Annotated in this window: 17 protein-coding genes and 1 tRNA gene; 14 read left to right on the top strand and 4 right to left on the bottom strand. The window is 72.0% G+C overall.

The window, feature by feature from the left end:
• Positions 1–62: 62 nt before the first annotated feature.
• Positions 63–665 (bottom strand): 5-formyltetrahydrofolate cyclo-ligase, encoded by a 603-nt coding sequence (locus ACZ4MF_RS08190; RefSeq protein ID WP_467490944.1) that lies wholly within the window; start codon positions 663–665, stop codon positions 63–65.
• Between the two features lie 116 nt (positions 666–781).
• On the opposite strand from ACZ4MF_RS08190, the gene galU reads away from it, so the two are divergent.
• From galU to ACZ4MF_RS08155, 7 genes are all read left to right on the top strand, one after another.
• A complete protein-coding gene (gene galU, locus ACZ4MF_RS08185; protein WP_467490942.1) occupies positions 782–1,693 on the top strand; it encodes a UTP--glucose-1-phosphate uridylyltransferase GalU in 912 nt (303 codons plus the stop codon).
• Entirely contained in the window at positions 1,690–3,012 is a 1,323-nt protein-coding gene (gene glp, locus ACZ4MF_RS08180) for a molybdotransferase-like divisome protein Glp (protein WP_467490940.1), read from the top strand. The genes galU and glp overlap by 4 nt, the downstream gene beginning before the upstream one ends.
• Before the next feature lie 139 nt (positions 3,013–3,151).
• The gene (gene moaC / locus ACZ4MF_RS08175) at positions 3,152–3,631 is read left to right on the top strand and encodes a cyclic pyranopterin monophosphate synthase MoaC (protein WP_071374740.1); all 480 of its coding nucleotides are present in this window, start codon (positions 3,152–3,154) and stop codon (positions 3,629–3,631) included.
• Positions 3,628–4,128 carry a MogA/MoaB family molybdenum cofactor biosynthesis protein gene (locus ACZ4MF_RS08170; RefSeq protein WP_467490938.1) on the top strand — a complete coding sequence of 167 codons (501 nt, stop codon included), beginning with the start codon at positions 3,628–3,630 and terminating at the stop codon, positions 4,126–4,128. Before moaC ends, ACZ4MF_RS08170 begins: the two co-directional genes overlap by 4 nt.
• Positions 4,129–4,148: 20 nt before the next feature.
• Positions 4,149–4,817 carry a GNAT family N-acetyltransferase gene (locus ACZ4MF_RS08165; RefSeq protein WP_467490936.1) on the top strand — a complete coding sequence of 223 codons (669 nt, stop codon included), beginning with the start codon at positions 4,149–4,151 and terminating at the stop codon, positions 4,815–4,817.
• 187 nt (positions 4,818–5,004) lie between these two features.
• Positions 5,005–6,195, top strand: coding sequence for a divisome protein SepX/GlpR (sepX, locus tag ACZ4MF_RS08160; protein ID WP_467490934.1), 1,191 nt, complete (start codon positions 5,005–5,007; stop codon positions 6,193–6,195).
• 123 nt (positions 6,196–6,318) lie between these two features.
• Positions 6,319–6,392, top strand: a tRNA-Ala gene (locus ACZ4MF_RS08155).
• A 133-nt stretch (positions 6,393–6,525) separates the two neighbouring features.
• Here the strand turns inward: ACZ4MF_RS08155 and ACZ4MF_RS08150 are convergent.
• The gene (locus ACZ4MF_RS08150; RefSeq protein WP_467490932.1) at positions 6,526–7,002 is read right to left on the bottom strand and encodes a GNAT family N-acetyltransferase; all 477 of its coding nucleotides are present in this window, start codon (positions 7,000–7,002) and stop codon (positions 6,526–6,528) included.
• 92 nt (positions 7,003–7,094) lie between these two features.
• Here ACZ4MF_RS08150 and ACZ4MF_RS08145 point away from each other — a divergent pair, with 92 nt between their 5' ends.
• The gene (locus ACZ4MF_RS08145) at positions 7,095–7,889 is read left to right on the top strand and encodes an exodeoxyribonuclease III (RefSeq protein ID WP_467491562.1); all 795 of its coding nucleotides are present in this window, start codon (positions 7,095–7,097) and stop codon (positions 7,887–7,889) included.
• Between the two features lie 44 nt (positions 7,890–7,933).
• Here ACZ4MF_RS08145 and ACZ4MF_RS08140 read toward each other — a convergent pair whose 3' ends face one another.
• The gene (locus ACZ4MF_RS08140) at positions 7,934–8,569 is read right to left on the bottom strand and encodes a MerR family transcriptional regulator (RefSeq protein ID WP_467491561.1); all 636 of its coding nucleotides are present in this window, start codon (positions 8,567–8,569) and stop codon (positions 7,934–7,936) included.
• A gap of 189 nt (positions 8,570–8,758) precedes the next feature.
• On the opposite strand from ACZ4MF_RS08140, the gene ACZ4MF_RS08135 reads away from it, so the two are divergent.
• The 4 genes from ACZ4MF_RS08135 (at position 8,759) to ACZ4MF_RS08120 (ending at position 12,418) form a co-directional block, all read left to right on the top strand.
• A complete protein-coding gene (locus ACZ4MF_RS08135; RefSeq protein WP_467490930.1) occupies positions 8,759–10,300 on the top strand; it encodes a flavin-containing monooxygenase in 1,542 nt (513 codons plus the stop codon).
• Positions 10,297–11,232: an alpha/beta fold hydrolase gene (locus ACZ4MF_RS08130; RefSeq protein ID WP_467490928.1), complete on the top strand. Its 936-nt coding sequence runs from the start codon at positions 10,297–10,299 to the stop codon at positions 11,230–11,232. The genes ACZ4MF_RS08135 and ACZ4MF_RS08130 overlap by 4 nt, the downstream gene beginning before the upstream one ends.
• Positions 11,229–12,113, top strand: a complete 885-nt coding sequence (locus ACZ4MF_RS08125; RefSeq protein ID WP_467490926.1) for an SDR family oxidoreductase — start codon at positions 11,229–11,231, stop codon at positions 12,111–12,113. Before ACZ4MF_RS08130 ends, ACZ4MF_RS08125 begins: the two co-directional genes overlap by 4 nt.
• A gap of 98 nt (positions 12,114–12,211) precedes the next feature.
• Positions 12,212–12,418: a hypothetical protein gene (locus ACZ4MF_RS08120; RefSeq protein WP_467490924.1), complete on the top strand. Its 207-nt coding sequence runs from the start codon at positions 12,212–12,214 to the stop codon at positions 12,416–12,418.
• 67 nt (positions 12,419–12,485) lie between these two features.
• Here ACZ4MF_RS08120 and ACZ4MF_RS08115 read toward each other — a convergent pair whose 3' ends face one another.
• Entirely contained in the window at positions 12,486–15,884 is a 3,399-nt protein-coding gene (locus ACZ4MF_RS08115; RefSeq protein WP_467490922.1) for a S41 family peptidase, read from the bottom strand.
• A 179-nt stretch (positions 15,885–16,063) separates the two neighbouring features.
• Here ACZ4MF_RS08115 and ACZ4MF_RS08110 point away from each other — a divergent pair, with 179 nt between their 5' ends.
• Together ACZ4MF_RS08110 and ACZ4MF_RS08105 are read left to right on the top strand one after the other, a co-directional pair.
• Positions 16,064–16,672 carry a TetR/AcrR family transcriptional regulator gene (locus tag ACZ4MF_RS08110; protein WP_356027053.1) on the top strand — a complete coding sequence of 203 codons (609 nt, stop codon included), beginning with the start codon at positions 16,064–16,066 and terminating at the stop codon, positions 16,670–16,672.
• A 101-nt stretch (positions 16,673–16,773) separates the two neighbouring features.
• A complete protein-coding gene (locus ACZ4MF_RS08105) occupies positions 16,774–18,999 on the top strand; it encodes an MMPL family transporter (protein WP_467490920.1) in 2,226 nt (741 codons plus the stop codon).
• The last annotated feature ends 48 nt before the right edge of the window (positions 19,000–19,047 follow it).

Below are 19,047 nucleotides of genomic sequence, written 5' to 3'. Positions count from 1 at the left end.
GCGACCCGAAACGGCCCTCCACGCACGCGTGGAGGGCCGTTTTCCGTGAGGGCGGCGCCCGCTCAGGCGCCCCGGAAACGGTGCACGCCGGAGGGCGTCACCACCGCGTGCACCGGCTTGTCGTGCGCCTCCGCCGGGACGTGGGCGACGACCTCCGTGTCGTGGAGCAGGACCACGAGGTGGGGTCGTACGCCCGCGCTCTCCAGGCGGGCCAGCACGCGGTCGTACGACCCTCCGCCCCGCCCCAGGCGCATCCCGCGCGCGTCCACCGCGAGCCCGGGCAGCAGGACCACGTCGGCGCCCGTCACCGCGTCCGGGCCGAGGCGCGCGCCCGCGGGCTCGAAGAGCGCCATCTTTCCGCCATGTCGGATCCGCGCGAGGGAGTCAGGGCCGGTGTACTCGCCCCAGTCCAGATCGTTGTCCGGCAGCAGTGCGGGGAGCAGGACCCGCACGCCCCGCGCGCGCAGCGCGTCCAGCAGCGCCCGCGTGCCGGGTTCGCTCCCTACGGAGACGTACGCCGCCACCGTGCGCGCACGCGTTAGTTCGGGCAGCTCCAGGGCGCGCTCCGCCAGCGCGCGCCCTGTCGCGTCCGCGTCATCCGGTGTCAACCTGTTCCTCACCGTGAGGAGCTCCCGCCGCAACGTTCGCTTGTCAGGCTCGCTCATGCGTCCCTCGTGTTCCACGGGTCGTCTGCCTCCTTCTTGATTGTTCAATTCGGTCATAAAGGGTCAACCAACCGGGGCTACGGATTCCGTACAAAGAGCCGGTTAAGGTGGCGGGCATGACTCAGTCGCACCCCAGGATCAGCAAGGCTGTCATCCCTGCGGCAGGCCTCGGTACGCGGTTCCTGCCGGCCACCAAGGCCACTCCCAAGGAGATGCTGCCGGTCGTCGACAAGCCGGCGATCCAGTACGTGGTCGAGGAGGCCGTGGCGGCGGGTCTCGACGACGTGCTCATGGTCACCGGACGCAACAAGCGTCCCCTGGAGGACCACTTCGACCGCAACTACGAGCTGGAATCGGCCCTTCAGAAGAAGGGCGACGCCGGCCGGCTCGCCAAGGTCCAGGAGTCCAGCGACCTGGCGACCATGCACTACGTCCGCCAGGGCGACCCCAGGGGCCTCGGCCACGCCGTCCTGTGCGCCGCCCCGCACGTCGGCCACGAGCCCTTCGCCGTCCTCCTCGGCGACGACCTGATCGACCCCCGCGACCCGCTGCTCCAGCGCATGATCGAGATCCAGGAACAGCACGGCGGCAGCGTGATCGCCCTCATGGAGGTCGCGCCCGAGCAGATCCACCTCTACGGCTGCGCGGCCGTGGAGGCCACCGCCGACACCGACGTCGTGAAGGTGACCGGACTGGTCGAGAAGCCGGACCCGGCGGACGCCCCGTCGCACTACGCGGTCATCGGCCGCTACGTCCTCGACCCGCACATCTTCGACATACTCCGCCGGACCGAGCCGGGCCGCGGCGGCGAGATCCAGCTCACCGACGCCCTCCAGCAACTCGCCCAGGACGAGAAGGTCGGCGGTCCGGTGCACGGCGTCGTCTTCCAGGGCCGCCGCTACGACACCGGCGACCGCAGCGACTATCTGCGTGCCATTGTCAGACTCGCGTGCGAACGTGAAGACCTGGGCCCGGACTTCCGGGCCTGGCTTCGCAGTTACGTAGCCGAGGAGATGCAGCAATCTTGAGCAGCGCCGCGACCCGCCCCGCCGGCCCGGACCATCTGTGGTCGGTGGACGAGCACCTGGAGGACATCCTCTCCGCCGTCCGCCCCCTGGAGCCCATCGAGCTGCAACTGCTCGACGCCCAGGGCTGTGTCCTGGTCGACGACGTCACGGTGCCGGTGGCCCTGCCGCCGTTCGACAACAGCTCCATGGACGGGTACGCGGTGCGGGTCGCGGACGTCGAGGGTGCCAGTGAGGAGTTCCCGGCCGTCCTGGACGTCGTCGGGGACGTCGCGGCGGGCGCGGCCGATCCGGTCCGGGTCGGCCCCGGGCAGGCCGCCCGCATCATGACCGGTGCCCCGCTGCCGCCCGGCGCCGAGGCCGTCGTCCCCGTCGAGTGGACCGACGGCGGGCTCGGCGAGGGACCGGTGAGCGGCATGCCGGCACGCAGCCTGGCCCCTGAGGGCGCCGAGGGACAGGTGCGCGTGCACCGTCCCGCCCAGGCACGCGCGCACGTGCGCGCCAAGGGCAGCGACGTGAAGGCCGGCGAACGCGCCCTGGAGGCCGGCACGATCCTCGGCCCGCCGCAGATCGCGCTCCTCGCCGCGATCGGCCGCGGCACGGTACGCGTACGTCCGCGCCCGCGCGTGGTCGTCATGTCCACCGGCAGCGAACTCGTCCAGCCCGGCGAGGACCTGGCCGACGGCCAGATCTACGACTCCAACAGCTTCGCCCTCACCGCCGCCGCGCGGGACGCCGGCGCCATCGCCTACCGGGTGGGCGCGGTCGCCGACGACGCCGACACCCTCCGCTCGACCATCGAGGACCAACTCGTCCGCGCCGACCTGCTGGTGACCACGGGCGGGGTGAGCGTCGGGGCGTACGACGTGGTCAAGGAGGCGCTGTCGTACGCCGGTGACGAGGATGAGGCGGGCGGCGGCGTGGAGTTCCGCAAGCTCGCCATGCAGCCCGGCAAGCCCCAGGGCTTCGGCTCGATCGGCCCCGACCACACGCCGCTGCTGGCCCTGCCCGGCAACCCGGTGTCGTCGTACGTCTCCTTCGAGCTGTTCGTCCGCCCCGCCATCCGCGCCCTGATGGGCCTGCCGGACCTGCACCGGCCCCGCACGCGCGCGACGCTGAAGGCGGACGAGGCGCTGCGCTCGCCCATGGGGCGCCGGCAGTTCCTGCGGGGCGCCTACGCCGACGGCGAGGTGGCCCCGGTGGGCGGGGCCGGCTCGCACCTGATCGCGGCTCTGGCGCACGCCGACGCGCTGATCGTCGTCCCCGAGGACGCGGAGTCCGCCGAGCCCGGCGACGAGGTGGAGGTCGTCCTGCTCGGCTGACGCACGCGCGCGTGAGCGAGCGACGGGGCCCCACGGGGGTCCTGGCCCGGTGCGTGCGCCGACTTGGCGGTACCGTGGCGCGCACAGCAGGCCCGCGCAACCGCACTGTGACGGGCCCGGACCGGGAGCGGCACAGAGCATGAGTACGCAGGACGGACTGACGCACATCGACGAGGCGGGCGCCGCCCGCATGGTCGACGTATCCGGGAAGGACGTGACCGCGCGCACCGCCCGTGCCAGCGGCCGCGTGCTCGTCTCGCCCCGCGTGGTCGAGCTGCTGCGCGGCGAGGGGGTACCCAAGGGGGACGCCCTCGCCACCGCGCGGATCGCGGGCATCATGGGCGCCAAGCGCACCCCGGACCTGATCCCGCTGTGCCACCCGTTGTCGGTGTCCGGTGTGAAACTGGATCTGTCGGTCGCGGACGACGCCGTGGAGATCCAGGCCACCGTGAGGACGACGGACCGTACGGGCGTCGAGATGGAGGCCCTCACCGCCGTCACGGTCGCCGCGCTGACCGTGATCGACATGGTCAAGGCGGTCGACAAGGGAGCGGTCATCACGGACGTACGTGTGGAGGAGAAGACGGGCGGCACCTCGGGCGACTGGAGCCGGGCATGACCTACCGGGCTCTGGTGGTCACCGCCTCCAACCGGGCCGCGGCGGGTGTCTACGAGGACAAGGGCGGCCCGTTGATCGTCGACGGCCTGACGGGCTTCGGGTTCGCCGTGGACGGCCCCCGGATCGTGCCCGACGGGGATCCCGTGCGGGAGGCCCTGCGGGCGGGCGTGGCCGCCGGGTACGACGCGATCGTCACCACCGGCGGCACCGGCGTCTCACCGACCGACCGCACTCCCGAGGCGACCCGCGCGGTGATCGACTACGAGGTGCCGGGCATCGCGGAGGCCATCCGGGCGTTCGGCAGTCGGAAGGTGCCGACCGCCGTGCTGTCCCGGGGCCTGGCCGGGGTGGCGGGACGGACCCTGATCGTCAATCTGCCGGGCTCCACGGGCGGGGTGCGCGACGGCCTCGCCGTGCTGGAGCCGCTGCTGGTCCACGCCGTCGACCAGATCCGCGGCGGCGACCACCCCAGACCCAGGAGCGGGGGTGCGAGCTGAACAGCCCCTACTGGCCCGTCGTGCTGGCGGACGGCGATGTCGTCCTCCGGCCGATAAGGCTGCGCGACCAGCGAGCCTGGCGCGAGGTGAACCGGCGCAACCGGGACTGGCTGCGCCCCTGGGAGGCGACCATTCCGCCGCCCACGCCGAGCGGGCCGATCACCCACCGGCCGACGTACCGCCAGATGGTCCGGCACCTGCGGTCGGAGGCCAACGCGGGCCGGATGCTGCCGTTCGTCATCGAGTACCAGGGGCAGCTCGTCGGGCAGTTGACGGTCGCCGGGATCACCTGGGGGTCGATGTGCTCGGGGCACGTCGGGTACTGGGTGGACGAGTCGGTGGCCGGCCGCGGCGTGATGCCGACGGCGGTCGCGCTCGTGGTGGATCACTGTTTCCGTGCCGTCGGGCTGCACCGCATCGAGGTCTGCATTCGGCCCGAGAACCGGCCCAGCCGCCGGGTCGTGGAGAAACTCGGATTCCGCGAGGAGGGGCTCCGGCCGCGCTATCTGCACATCGACGGGGCCTGGCGCGACCATCTGGTCTTCGCGCTCACCGCGGAAGAGGTGCCCGACGGGTTGCTCGCGCGCTGGCAGCGGGCACGCTCCCAGAGGGAGCGGCACATCGAGCGCCCGGCGGACGACGCGAATCCGTCGCGGAATCCGCAGAACACGCCGGGGAATCCCGCCTAGGCCCGCCGAAATTGAATATGTGTTCGAAATTGATCGGATGCTGACCGTCTCAGGGCATTGAATTCGCGACCGAGGTGGTCCTCTGATCGCATGGATCGCAAAAAAAGCTGGAAATATCAGCCAGATCGTGCGACACACCGGCCCAATTGGCGGATGGCCTCAGGCAAACCCCTCTACGGTGTGAGGCGTGAGCAGCAGCGGCCTCATCTACGCAGTCATTGTCGGGGCCTGGGCCGCCTACTTGGTGCCGATGTGGCTCCGTAGGCAGGACGAGCTGAACGAGGCCCGTCCGACGGAACGCTTCAGCACCGCCATCCGGCTGCTGTCCGGACGGGCGGGCATGGAGCGTCGATACGCCAGGGACCTGCGGGCGCGCTCCGCCCAGGAGGGGGAGCCGGACGCCGGTGACCCGGACGCCGCCACCGACTCGGTGGACGTCCGGGGCTTCGCCATGCCTCCGACCCGTCGTCAGGTGCGCGCGGAAGCCGGGGGCGAGTCACCCGGAAGAGCGGAAGCGGCACGCGAACAGGAGCCCGCACGGGCGCCCAAGCCGGCGCCCGCGCCCCCGCAGCGGCCGGTGCCGGCCGCGCGGCGCACGGCCTCGGCCCAGGCGGCCGCGGCGCGCGACCGGCGCCTGAAGGTCCTGGCGCGCCGCCGGCGCACCACCGTGATGCTCTTCCTCGGCTTCACGCTCGGTGCGATCGTCGCCGCGGTCGGCGGGCTCGCCTTCCTGTGGGCGCCCGCCGTACCGGCCGTGATGCTCAGCGGGTACATCGCGTACCTGCGCTCCCAGGAGCGCCGTCGCTTCGCCTACCAGATGGACCGCAGGCGGGCCGAGGTCGCCGCGCAGCGGCTGCGGGAGCGTGAGCGTCAGCCGCGTCGGCGCGTGTCGCCCGATACGACGAGCGCCGGCGCGGACGAAGCGGAGGAGGTTCAGGAGGCCGAGACGGATCCCGGTCTCTCCGCGCTCGCCGCGGACCGGCGTGCCCTGGTCGAGCAGACCGACCACGCCGAGTGGGTCGACCAGCAGCGTGAGCGGCAGCGGCGGCCCGGCGGGGACAGCTGGGAGCCCGTGCCGGTGCCCCTGCCGACGTATGTGACCGCGCCGGTGGCGCCGCGTGCCACGTCCGACGTGGACCTGGGGGCGCCGGACACCTGGAGCTCGGCGCGTTCCAGCTCGGTCGCGCCGGAGCAGGAGGCCGTCCACGCGCCGGAGGCCGGCGCCGACGAGCAGGCGCCCGTGGCCGAGGACAAGCCGGCGGGCGGCCGCAGCGACGCGCGCCGCGCCGCGTCCGCGCGCCGGGCGCGTGAGCGCGGACGCACGCCCCTGTTCGATCAGTACGAGGACGGCGACCGCCCGCGCGCGGCGAACGAGTAACTCCCGCACGCTCCTCCGGCGCGCTCCCCGGCGCGCGCCCCCTCCGGAGACCCCCGCCGTGACCAGTCACGGAACGGATTTCCAAGCACCCCGACGAGGATGCTAGAGTTTCACTCGTTGCAAGGGCCTGTGGCGCAGTCCGGTAGCGCACCTCGTTCGCATCGAGGGGGCCAGGGGTTCAAATCCCCTCAGGTCCACGCAGCATGAAGCCCCTGTCGGCAGTAGTCGACAGGGGCTTCATCGTATGTCCGGGCGCGGTGTCGGACCGCGGCCAGGCCTGCCGGGGCTCAAGCGGGCCTGGTGTGATCCGAGTTACCGGCTCAGGGCTGCTCAGAGCTTCTTCGCGAAGCAGAGGCTCTCCTCGTGGAAGCGGTAGTAGCCGAACTTGGCGCACGGCTCGTAACCGCTCGACGTGTACAGGGCGACGGCCTCCGGCTGCTTGCTGCCCGTCTCCAGCACCATGCGGACCCGGCCGGCGGCGCGGGCGTCCTCCTCCAGGACCGCGAGCATGCGGCGCGCGAGGCCCCGGCCGCGCATCTGCGCGACCACGTACATGCGCTTGAGTTCGGCGTCGCCGTTCTCGTTGCCCTCGTCGTTGAGGTCCTGTCTGCGCCAGCCGCCGGTCGCGACGGGGCGGTCGAGCTCGTCGTACGCGATCAGGTAGGCGCCGCGCGGCGGGTCGAAGTCCGTGGTGTCGAGAGCCGTGGCGTCGCCGTCGCCGCCGTAGCGCAGCTGGTACTCGGCCTGTACCTCGTCGTTGAGCGTCACGGCGTCGGGGTGATCGAAACGGACGCGGCGTATATTCATGCTGGGCATTGTACTTCTATGCAGGACGGTGTTCGTCGGACGGTGTGGACGGGCTCCGACCAGTGTGCCGGTATCGTGCCCTGGTGCTGACTGTGACCTCGGTGAACGTGAACGGGCTGCGGGCCGCCGCCAAGAAGGGCTTCGTGGAGTGGCTCGCCCGGACGGAGGCGGACGTCGTCTGTCTCCAGGAGGTGCGTGCCGAGCCGCACCAGCTGCCCGAGGAGGTCCGGGAGCCCGACGGCTGGCACGTCGTGCACGCCCCGGCCGCCGCCAAGGGGCGCGCGGGCGTCTCCCTCTACACGCGGCGGGAGCCGGACCGCGTCCGGGTCGGCTTCGGTTCGGACGAGTTCGACGGCAGCGGCCGCTACGTCGAGGCCGACCTGCCCGGTGTGACGGTCGTCTCCCTGTATCTGCCCTCCGGCGAGGTCGGCACCGAGCGGCAGGACGAGAAGGTGCGCTTCATGGACGAGTTCCTCGTCCATCTCAAGGAGCTGCGCGCGCGAGCCGCCGCCGACGGGCGCGAGGTCGTCGTCTGCGGCGACTGGAACATCGCCCATCGGCAGGCCGACCTCAAGAACTGGCGCGGCAACACCAAGAACTCCGGCTTCCTGCCCGAGGAGCGGGAGTGGCTCGGCCGGGTGTTCGCCGCCGAGGAGGGCGGTTACGTCGACGTCGTGCGCGCCCTGCACCCCGACGTCGAGGGGCCGTACACCTGGTGGTCGTACCGCGGGCGGGCCTTCGACAACGACTCGGGGTGGCGCATCGACTACCAGGTCGCCACGCCCGGGCTCGCCGGCAAGGCCGTCAAGGGGGTCGTGGAGCGCGCGGCCACGCATGCCGAGCGGTGGTCGGACCACGCGCCGGTGACCGTCGTCTACGACCTGTAGGCGCGGCCCCGCCCGCTGGGCCCGTCCGTCGGCGGCAGGCGGGATCAGGTGTCGCGTTCGCCGGATTTCTTGGTCAGGCGGCGGTCGAGGGCCAGGGAGAGTTCCGCCTCCACCACGCTGCGGGCCAGGGGGCGCAGACGGTGGAGGTCTTCCTCGGGGGCGTGGCGCAGGATCACGTCGGCGAAGAGTTCGGCGAGGGCGTCGGCGTGTTCGCGCACGCGGGCGGCGGCGGTGAGGACCTCGCCGAGCGGGATGCCCTCGCGGACCAGGGCGGACGAGACGTCCAGCAGGCGGCGGCTGATGTGGACGATCTCGTCGCCGTCGGTGCCGAGGTAGCCCAGTGCCATGGCCGCGGCGAGGTTCTCGGGGGTGACCTCGCCCTCGAAGCGGGCGGCGAGTTCCTCGGGGGTGAGCCGGACCGGCTCCTCCTCGGTGGGGGTGCCGACGCCGAGCAGGTCGGCGACGTCGCGGCCCTGGTCGAGGGCCTCCGCGAGTTCCGCGATGCCGTTCAGCGTGTGGCCGCGCTCCAGCATGGCGGCGATCGTGCGCAGGCGCGCGAGGTGGTGGTCGTCGTACCAGGCGATACGGCCCTCGCGCCGGGGCGGCGGGATCAGCTTGCGCTCCCGGTAGAAGCGCAGGGTGCGCACGGTGATCCCGGCGAGCCGGGCCAGCTCCTCCATGCGGTACTCGCGCCGTTCCCGCGGCCTTGTCCCCGAGTGTTCTGCGTCCTCTGCCACGTCCGCAGCCTATGTTGTACCGCCGGTAACTTTCGTGCCCCCGCCCCCTACCGCTCGGTACGGAGCTGCTCTACAGTCCCATTGCGCCAGTGTTCACTGGCGGAGTCGAAGGCGATGCGTGGAGGCTTCGGGATGGCCGAGCACGAGCATGTACGGGTGGCGGTGATCGGGTCCGGGTTCGGCGGGCTGGGGGCCGCCGTGCGGCTGCGCCGCGAGGGGATCACCGACTTCGTCGTCCTGGAGCGGGCCGACAGCGTCGGCGGCACCTGGCGGGACAACAGTTACCCCGGGTGCGCCTGTGACGTACCCTCCCACCTCTACTCCTTCTCCTTCGCGCCCAATCCGGACTGGCCGCGCACCTTCTCGGGGCAGCAGCACATCCGTGCCTACCTGGAGCACGTCACCGACCTCTTCGGTCTGCGCCCGCACCTTCGCCTCGACTCCGAGGTCAAGCTGATGACCTGGGACACCGAGAACCTGCGGTGGACCATCGAGACCACGCGCGGCTCGCTGACCGCCGACGTCGTCGTCTCCGCCACCGGACCGCTGTCCGACCCGAAGATCCCCGCGATCCCGGGCCTCGCGTCCTTCCCCGGCAAGGTGTTCCACTCCGCCCGCTGGGACCACGACTACGACCTGCGCGGCAAGCGCGTCGCGGTGGTCGGCACCGGGGCCTCCGCGATCCAGATCGTGCCCACGATCCAGCCGCAGGTCGGCCGGCTGACCCTCTTCCAGCGCACGCCGCCTTGGGTGATGCCCCGGGTGGACCGCGCCATCAGCGGCGTCGAGCGCGGACTGCACCGGTTGCTCCCCTTCACGACCCAGGTGCGGCGCGGGCTGCTGTGGGGCATCCGGGAACTGCAGGTCCAAGCGTTCACCAAGCACCCCGACGAACTCGGCCTGGTCGAACAGCTCGCCAAGCGCAACATGGCCCGCGCGATCAAGGACCCGGCCCTGCGCGCCAAGCTCACGCCCGACTACCGCATCGGCTGCAAGCGGATCCTGCTGTCCAGCGCGTACTACCCGGCGCTGGCCAGGCCGAACGTGGACGTCGTCGCCAGCGGGCTCGGCGAGATCCGCGGATCGACGCTCGTGGCGGCCGACGGCACCGAGGCCGAGGCCGACGCGATCGTCTTCGGTACGGGCTTCCACGTCACGGACATGCCGATCGCCGAGCGGGTGGTCGGCGCGGCGGGCGACACGCTCGCGGACTCCTGGAAGAACGGCATGCGGGCGCTGCGCGGTGCCACCGCCGCCGGGTTCCCGAACTTCATGACGATCATCGGGCCCAACACCGGCCTCGGGAACTCCTCCATGATCCTCATGATCGAGTCCCAGCTGAACTACATGGCCGACTATCTGCGTCAGCTCGACGTCCTCGGCGGCCGCACCGCCCTGGACGCCCGGCCCGCCGCCGTCGAGTCCTGGAACCACCGGGTCCAGGAGCGCATGAAGCGGACCGTGTGGAACACCGGCGGCTGCACCAGCTGGTACCTGGACGCGAGCGGCCGCAACACCACGATCTGGCCCGGCACGACGTCCGAGTTCCGCAGCGCGACCCGGCGCGTGGACCTGGCGGAGTACGAGGTCGTCCGGAACGCCGACGGCAAGCCGGCCGGTACGGCCGTGCGGCAGACGCCGGCCGCCGTCGCGGAGAGCGAGGGCGCCGCATGAGCCGGACCGCCCCCGCGCCCGCCCCTGTCACCGGCGGCCGCTACGCCCCGCCCGCCCCCGCCCACGAACTCACCGTCGTCTCCGCCGACGGCGCGCCCCTGCACGTCGAGGTGCACGGCCCCGAGAACGCGCCCCCGATCGTCCTCTCCCACGGCTGGACCTGCTCGACCGCCTTCTGGGCGGCGCAGATACGGGACCTGGCGAGGGACCACCGGGTGATCGCCTACGACCAGAGGGGGCACGGGCGCAGCCCCGCGAGCCCCGCGTGCACCACCCAGGCGCTGGCGGACGATCTCGAAGCCGTGCTCGCGCGGACGCTCGCACGCGGGGAGAAGGCCTTGATCGTCGGCCACTCCATGGGCGGCATGACGGTCATGGCCGCGGCCACGCGCCCCCGCTTCCAGGAGCACGCCGCCGCCGTTCTGCTGTGCAGCACGGGCAGTTCGCGGCTGGTCGCGGAGTCGCGCGTGGTGCCGATGCGCGCCGGGGGCGTGCGCACCTGGATCACCGGGCACATCCTGGGCTCGCGCGCTCCCCTCGGGCCGGTCACGCCGGTCGCGAAGAGCGTCCTCAAGTACGCCACCATGGGCGCCGGTTCCGCCCCGCACATGGTGGAGGCGTGCGCCCGGATCGTGCACGCCTGCCCGCGCGCCGTGCGCCATGCGTGGGCCGGTGTGCTGGCGGCGCTCGATCTCGACCACGGCGTACGGGAGTTGCACACGCCCACCGCGATCGTGCACGGCGCGTCCGACCGGCTCACGCCGGCGATGCACGCCCGCGCGCTGGCCGCCGCGCTGCCGGAATGCGTCGGTCTCACCGAGCTGACCGGCGTCGGGCACATGACCCCGATCGAGGCCCCCGACCTGGTGATCGGCAGGATCCGGGAGCTCGTCACCACGTATGTCACGGCGCAGATCAAGGAGGGCGCATGAGCAGGGTCGGCCTCGAAGGGCAGGTCGCGGTCGTCACGGGGGCGGCGCGCGGCGTCGGTGAGCTGCTGGCGCGCAAGCTCTCGGCGCGCGGCGCGAAGGTCGCGCTGGTCGGGCTGGAGGAGGAGACGCTCAAGGAGGTCTCCGGGCGGCTGCACAGCGACAGCGCGTACTGGTACGCCGACGTCACCGACCACGAGGCGATGGGCCGGGTCGCGCGGGAGGTGAAGGAGCGGTTCGGGAAGGTGGACATCGTGGTCGCCAACGCCGGTGTGGCGACGGGCGGTCCGTTCATCGACTCCGATCCGCAGGCCTGGCGGCGGGTGATCGAGGTCAACCTGATCGGTTCGGCGGTGACCGCGCGCGTGTTCCTGCCGGTGCTGGTCGAGAGCCGGGGCTATCTGCTCCAGATCGCCTCGCTCGCCGCGATCACGCCCGCGCCGATGATGACGGCGTACTGCGCCTCCAAGTCGGGCGTGGAGGCGTACGCGCACAGTCTGCGCGCCGAGGTCGGCTACCAGGGCGTGCGCGTCGGCGTCGGCTACCTGTCGTGGACCGACACCGACATGGTGCGCGGTGCCGACCAGGACGACGTGATGCGGGAGTTGCGCCAGCGGCTGCCGTGGCCGTCGAACAAGACGTACCCGCTGGGCCCCGCCGTGGAGCGGATCGTGGAGGGCATCGAGCGGCGCTCGGCGCACGTGTACGGACAGTGGTGGCTGCGCGGCATGCAGGGGGTGCGCGGATATCTGCCGGCGCTCATCGGGACCGTCGGACAGCGCGAGATGAAGCGGTTCGCGCCCCGGTTGCAGGGGATGAGCTCGGGGCTCGTGGGCGCGGGCGGCGCGGCCGACGACGCGGCGCGGGCTACGCACCGTAACTGATCCACATGCGTTCCCCGGTCCGCCGTGTGAGTCTGGTCGAGGCCCCAGCGGGGCCGTTCCCCCGATTTCCCTCTCACTCACCACAGGAGTGAACCCTCATGGGTATGAAGGACCAGTCCCGGAACAAGGCCGGAGAGCCGAAGCAGCGGGCGAAGGGCAAGGGCGACCAGGCCCGTCAGCAGGCCGGGCAGCGCGGTAAGCAGCAGGCGCCGCCCGAGCGGGGACTCAGGCACGAGAACATGCGTGACATCGAGGACTCGGACCAGGAGATGAAGGACCGGTTCGACCGGGACTACGACGCGTAGCCGCTGCGCTCGGCTTCGGCCGGCTGTTCGGCGCGGGGCACCCTCCTTCTGGGGGGTGCCCCGCCCCTTATCGACGGCCCTCTTGTCGACTGTTCCTCGGCGGCAGTTTCGGGCGGGAGCGGTTCGGGACGTCGCTGTAGTCCGGGGGGATGGCCGCGGGGGTGGTGGTCAGGAGGTCCAGGGCGAGTTGGATCGCGTCGTCCATCTGGGCGTGGCGGCCCTCGGCCCAGTCCAGGGGGGTGCGCATGATCTCCAGGTCGGGGGCGACGCCGTGGTTCTCCACGGACCAGCCGTAGGCATCGAACCAGGCCGCGTTCATCGGGACCGTGATGACCGTGCCGTCGCCCAGCCGGTGGCGGCCGGTCATGCCGACCACGCCGCCCCAGGTGCGCTGGCCGACCACCGGGCCGAGCCTGAGCAGCTTGAAGGCGGCCGTGATCATGTCGCCGTCCGAGGAGGTCGCCTCGTCGGCGAGGGCCACCACCGGACCCCGTGGCGCGTTCGAGGTGTACGACACCGGCTGGGCGTCCCGGGTCAGGTCCCAGCCCAGGATCGTCCGGGTCAGCTTCTCGATGACGAGTTCGCTGATGTGCCCGCCCGCGTTGCCCCGCACGTCCACGATCAGCGCGGGCCGGGACACCTCCATGCGCAGGTCGCGGTTGAACTGGGCCCAGCCGGAGCCGCCCATGTCGGGGATGTGCAGATAGCCGCACTTGCCGCCGCTCAACTCCCGTACGACGCCACGGCGTTTGGCGACCCAGTCCTGGTAGCGCAGGGGACGGTCGTCGACGAGCGGGACGACCGCGACCCGCCGGGCCCGGTCCGCACCCCCTTCCGCCGGCACGAACGTCAGCTCCACGGTCGTTCCGCCGGCGCCGGCGAGGAGCGGATACGGCCCGGTCACCGGGTCGACCGGGCGGCCGTCGACATGGGTGAGCACGGCGCCCTCGCGGATGCCCGTGCCGGCCAGCGGCGAGCGGGCCCGGGAGTCGGAGGAGTCGCCGGGCAGGATCCGCCTGAGGGCCCAGCCGGCGTCCCGGCGGACGAAGTTGGCGCCAAGGAGGCCCTGCCGGCGCTGGTAGTGCGGCGGGCCCTCGTTGCGGCGGGCGGCGGTGACGTACGCGTGCGAGGTGCCCAGTTCGCCGAGGACCTCGCGCAGGAGGTCCGCGAACTCGTCGGGGGAGGCGACGCGTTCGACGAGCGGGCGGTACTGGTCGAGCACCGCGTCCCAGTCGATGCCGCACATGCCCGGTTCCCAGAAGTAGCCGCGGATGATGCGCCCCGCCTCCTCGTAGGCCTGGCGCCACTCGGCGGGCGGGTCGACCTCGTGCAGGATGCGGCGCAGGTCGATCCACACGGTCGTGTCGCCGTCGCCCGGTTCGGTGGACGGGACCGCGCGCGGCTCGCCCTCGTCCACGACGACCAGGCGGGTGGCGTCGCCGCTCACCGCGAACCAGTCCAGATGGTCGACCAGTTCGGACTTCTTGGCCTTGGTGATGTTGAAGTACTCCAGCGTCGGACGGCCGCTGGTGTCGGCCGGGTTGGCGAAGGTCTCGCCGAGCGCGCCGGAGATCGGCCAGCGCAGCCAGACCAGGCCACCGCCCGCGACCGGGTGCAGCGCGGAGTACTTGGAGGCGATGACCGGGAATGGCGTGACCCTGTTCTCCAGGCCCTCCACCTCCACCGTCACCGTGCCGGCCTCGCCCGTCTCCTCGTCCTCGACCGGGTCGAGCCCGCCCGCGGCCGGGCGGCCCTCGGGGTTCAGCGCGAAGGGGGAGGGGGTCGCCGAGCTCAGCGGGACGAGGTACGGCCGGCAGCCGAGCGGGAAGGAGAGGTCGCCGGTGTGGACGTCGTACACCGGGTCGAAGCCGCGCCAGGAGAGGAAGGCGAGGTAGCGGCCGTCGCGGGTGAAGACGGGGTTCTCGTCCTCGAAGCGGCCGTTGGTGACGTCCACGATGTGCCGGTCCTTGATCCGGGCCAGCTTGATCTCGCGCAGGGAGCGGCCGATGCCCGGGTGGGACCAGGCGAGCCAGGCTCCGTCGGGGGAGAAGGCGAGGTCGCGAACGGGGCCGTTGACGGAGCGGATCAGCTCGGTCACCTGGCCGGCCGTGCCCCCCGGCACCTCGGTCCGCGCGCTCTCCCCGGCCTGCCCGGCCCCCTCGCCCTCCTCGGGCCCCTCTGCTTGCGCGGAGTCCTCGGCGGCGGCCTGCGCGGCCGGGGTCTCCGCGGCCTCGCCGCCCTCCCCCTCCCCCGTGTCGAGCAGCAGCAGCCGCCCGTCGTGCGAGGCGATGGCGAGCCGTTCGCCGAGCGGGTCGCAGACCATCTCCAGGACCCGGCCGAGCGCGCCGGAGGCCAGCCGGTGCGGGGCGCGGTCGCCGGACGCGCGGGGCAGCTGGGCGATCTCGACGGCGTCCTCGCCGTCGGCGTCGGTGACGTACGCGACCTTGCCGGTCGTGCCCAGCATCTCCGGCAGCCGTACCCGGACGCCGGGCGTGTCGGCGATGGTGCGGGCCGGGCCGTCGCGGTGGGTGAGCCAGTACAGGCTGCCGCGGACGACGACGGCGCTGGCCCGGCCCGTCTCGTCCACGGAGATGCCGTCGACGTTCTGCGCGGCGGGCACCTGATAGCGGCGGCGGCCGGTGGCGGGCCCGGCGAGGCGGACGTCCAGCTTGTGCGGCACGGCGTTCGGGGAGAAGTCGTCCACGAGCCACAGGTCGCCCGCGCACTGGTAGACCACCCGGGTGCCGTCGCCCGCGGCGTGCCGGGCGTAGTAGGCGTCGTGGTCGGTGTGGCGGCGCAGGTCGGTGCCGTCGTACGCGCAGGAGTAGAGGTTGCCGACGCCCTCGTGGTCGGAGAGGAAGGCGACGCGGCCGGCGACGAACATGGGGCAGGCCAGATGGCCGCCGATGTCGGGCACGAGCTGCTCGCCGTGCAGCCACAGGCGGCCCATGGCGCCGCCGCGGTAGCGCTTCCAGGAGGCCGGTTCGTGCGGCGGGGTGCCGGTGAGCAGCAGGGTCCGGTGTTCGCCGTCGACGTCGGCGACCTGGATGTCGGTGACCGGCCCCCAGGGCAGCCGCGCGCCGGGGTCGCCGTCGGTGGGGACCTTGTAGGCCCAGGTGAAGTAGGAGAAGGGCTGGTCGTGCGAGGCGACCGCGAGGATGTCGCTCTCCCCGTTCTCGGGGGGCGTCCAGCCGCAGACCCGGGTGTCGGAGCTGCCCCAGTAGGTCAGCTGCCGCGCGGGACCGCCGTCGACGCCGACGAGATGGATCTCGGGGTCGAGGCTGCGCCAGGTCGTGTAGGCGATGCGGCGGCCGTCGGGCGAGAAACGCGGGTGACCGGTCTTGGTACGGTCGGCCGTGAGGCGCCAGGCGCGGCCGGGCGCGTCGAGGGGGGCCAGCCAGAGGTCGTCCTCGGCCACGAAGCACAGCAGGTCGCCGCTGAGGTGGGGAAGGCGCAGATAGCTCACCTCCCTATGCTTTTCCGGGCAAACGACACGAGCAACTCGTACGCGGGCGACCGGCGCCGGTTTATGGAAAGCCAACAAGCGTGACCCAACCCACGTACGAAACGGTTTCGTTTCGCTTGCTCTCAGGGTATGTTCATGGAGTACGAAACAGGAGGCTCCGGAGCGGGAGGGTGAGTGGCATGACCGAGGTCGTCGCAACGGGGCGCCGCAGTCGGATCACGCCCGAGCGGGAGGCCGAGTTGTACGAGGCCGTGCTCGACCTGCTCCGCGAAGTCGGCTACGACGCCCTCACCATGGACGCCGTCGCCGCCCGTACCAAGTCCAGCAAGGCGACGCTCTACCGCCAGTGGGGCGGCAAGGCCGAGCTGGTGGCGAAGGCGGTGCGGCACACCAAGCCGGGCGGCATGGGCCTCGACGAGATCGACACGGGATCGCTCAAGGGCGACCTGCACGCTCTCACCCTGCGTTCGGACGACTGCGAGATGGAGCAGAACTCCGCGCTGATGCGGGGCCTGGCCATGGCGGTGCACAGCAACCCGGATCTCCTGCGGGCGTTCCGGGATCATCTGATCGAGCCCGAGATGGCGTCGTTCCGCCGCGTGGTGCAGCGGGCCGTCGACCGGGGCGAGGTCCGTGCGGACAACCCGGCGGTCGAGTTCATGATGCACATGATGCTCGGAGGGTTCGCCGCCCGCACCATGATCGACGAGCTGCCGCCGACGCAGGCCTTCCTCATGTCGTACATCGACGCCGTGGTCCTCCCCGCCCTCGGCGTTCCCACCGACTGATCTCTCCCCAGCAAGCCCACCTTCTGACGTCACCGCTCACGTCGTCGGGCTGACCACCCCTGCCCTGATCAACCCCACGACCTGACCGGGAGTACGCCTCCGTGGCCACATTCCTGTACAAACTGGGCCGTCTCGCCTTCCGGCGACGGCACTTCGTCGCCCTCATATGGGTGGCGCTGCTGACCCTCGCCGGGGTCGGCGCCGCCTCCGCGCCGCCTGCCGGCAGCACGTCCTTCTCCATCCCCGGCACCGAGGCGCAAAAGGCTTTCGACCTGCTCGAACAGCGCTTCCCCGGGATGAGCGCCGACGGCGCCACCGCGCGTGTCGTCTTCAAGGCGCCGGCCGGCGAGAAGATGACCGACAAGCTCAACAGGGCGGCCGTCGAGAAGACGGTCAAGGAGCTGGGCAGCGGTTCCGAGGTCGTCTCCGTCGCCGACCCGTACGCCGGGCACGCCGTCAGCCGGAACGGCTCGATCGCCTACGCCTCGGTGAAGTACAAGGTCTCCGGGATGGAGCTCAAGGACTCCTCCAAGAACGCCCTGAAGGAAGCCGCGCAGCACGCACGCGACGCCGGGCTGACCGTCGAGGTCGGCGGTGACGCGCTCACCGCGACCCCGGAGACCGGCTCCAGCGAGGTCATCGGCATCGCGATCGCCGCCGTCGTCCTCGTCATCACCTTCGGCTCGCTGCTCGCGGCCGGATTCCCGCTGCTGACCGCGCTCATCGGCGTCGGTATCGGCGTCTCCACGATCACCGCGCTCGCCAGCGCCCTGGACCTGGGCTCCACGACCTCCACCCTGGCGTCGATGATCGGCCTGGCCGTCGGCATCGACTACGCCCTGTTCATCGTCTCCCGCTACCGCGCCGAACTGGCCGAGGGCCGCGAGCGCGAGGAAGCGGCCGGCCGCGCCGTCGGCACGGCGGGCTCGGCGGTGGTCTTCGCGGGCCTGACCGTCGTCATCGCCCTGGTCGGCCTGTCGGTCGTCAACATCCCGATGCTCACCAAGATGGGCATCGCGGCCGCCGGCACGGTCGCCATCGCCGTCCTCATCGCGCTGACGATGATCCCGGCGCTGCTCGGCTACGCCGGCCGCAGGGTCAAGCCCGCCGGCGAGAAGAGCAAGCTGCTCGGCGGCGGCCGTAAGCCCAAGAAGCCGGGCCGGCCCAACATGGGCACCCGCTGGGCGAGCTTCGTCGTACGCCGCCCGGTCGCCGTCCTCCTCCTCGGTGTGATCGGCCTCGGCGCGGCGGCGGTCCCGGCCGCCTCCCTCGAACTCGGCCTCCCGGACGACGGCTCCCAGCCGACCTCCACCACCCAGCGCCGCGCCTACGACCTGCTCTCCGAGGGCTTCGGGCCGGGCTTCAACGGCCCGCTGATGGTCGTCGTCGACGCCAAGGGCAGCCAGGACGCGAAGGCGGCCTTCACCAAGGTCGGCGACGAGATCAAGGGCCTGAAGGACGTCGTCACCGTCACCCCGGCCATGCCCAACAAGGCCGGTGACACCGCGACCATCACCGTCGTCCCCGGGTCCAAGCCGTCCTCGAAGACGACCGAGGACCTGGTGCACGCCATCCGCGACAAGGGCGCGGAGGTCGCGCGGCAGACCGACTCCAAGATCCTGGTCACCGGCTCGACGGCGATGAACATCGACGTCTCGCAGAAGCTGAACGACGCGCTGCTGCCGTACCTGGCGCTGGTCGTCGGCCTGGCCTTCCTCCTGCTGATCGTGGTCTTCCGCTCCGTCCTCGTCCCGCTGAAGGCGGCCCTCGGCTTCCTGCTCAGCGTGACGGCGGCGCTCGGCGCCGTGGTCGCGGTCTTCCAGTGGGGCTGGCTGTCCGGCCTGTTCAACGTCTCCGAGACCGGCCCGGTCATGTCGATGATGCCGATCTTCATGGTGGGCGTCGTCTTCGGTCTCGCCATGGACTACGAGGTCTTCCTCGTGACCCGGATGCGCGAGGCGTACGTCCACGGCGAGAAGCCGACCCAGGCCGTGGTCACCGGCTTCCGGCACGGGGCGCGGGTCGTGACCGCCGCCGCGGTCATCATGATGGCGGTCTTCTCCGGCTTCATCGGCTCCAGCGAGTCGATGATCAAGATGATCGGCTTCGGCCTCGCGATCGCCGTCTTCTTCGACGCGTTCATCGTCCGCATGGCGATCGTCCCGGCGGTGCTCGCCCTGCTCGGCAAGCGGGCCTGGTGGCTGCCCAAGTGGCTCGACCGCGCCCTGCCGAACGTCGATGTCGAGGGCGAGGGCCTGCGCACACAGTCCTCCACGGACGGCAAGGACGCCGACCCGGACGGGGAGCGGGAGCTGGTACGCGCGTGACGTACCGCTCGTAGTCCGCAAGGACTACGAGGACCAGCCGGTGAGGGT

The sequence above is a fragment of the Streptomyces sp. NPDC025793 genome, from assembly GCF_055558375.1.
The sequence above is the reverse complement of the archived record's forward strand: the minus strand, read 5'-3'. Positions and strand labels throughout refer to the sequence as shown.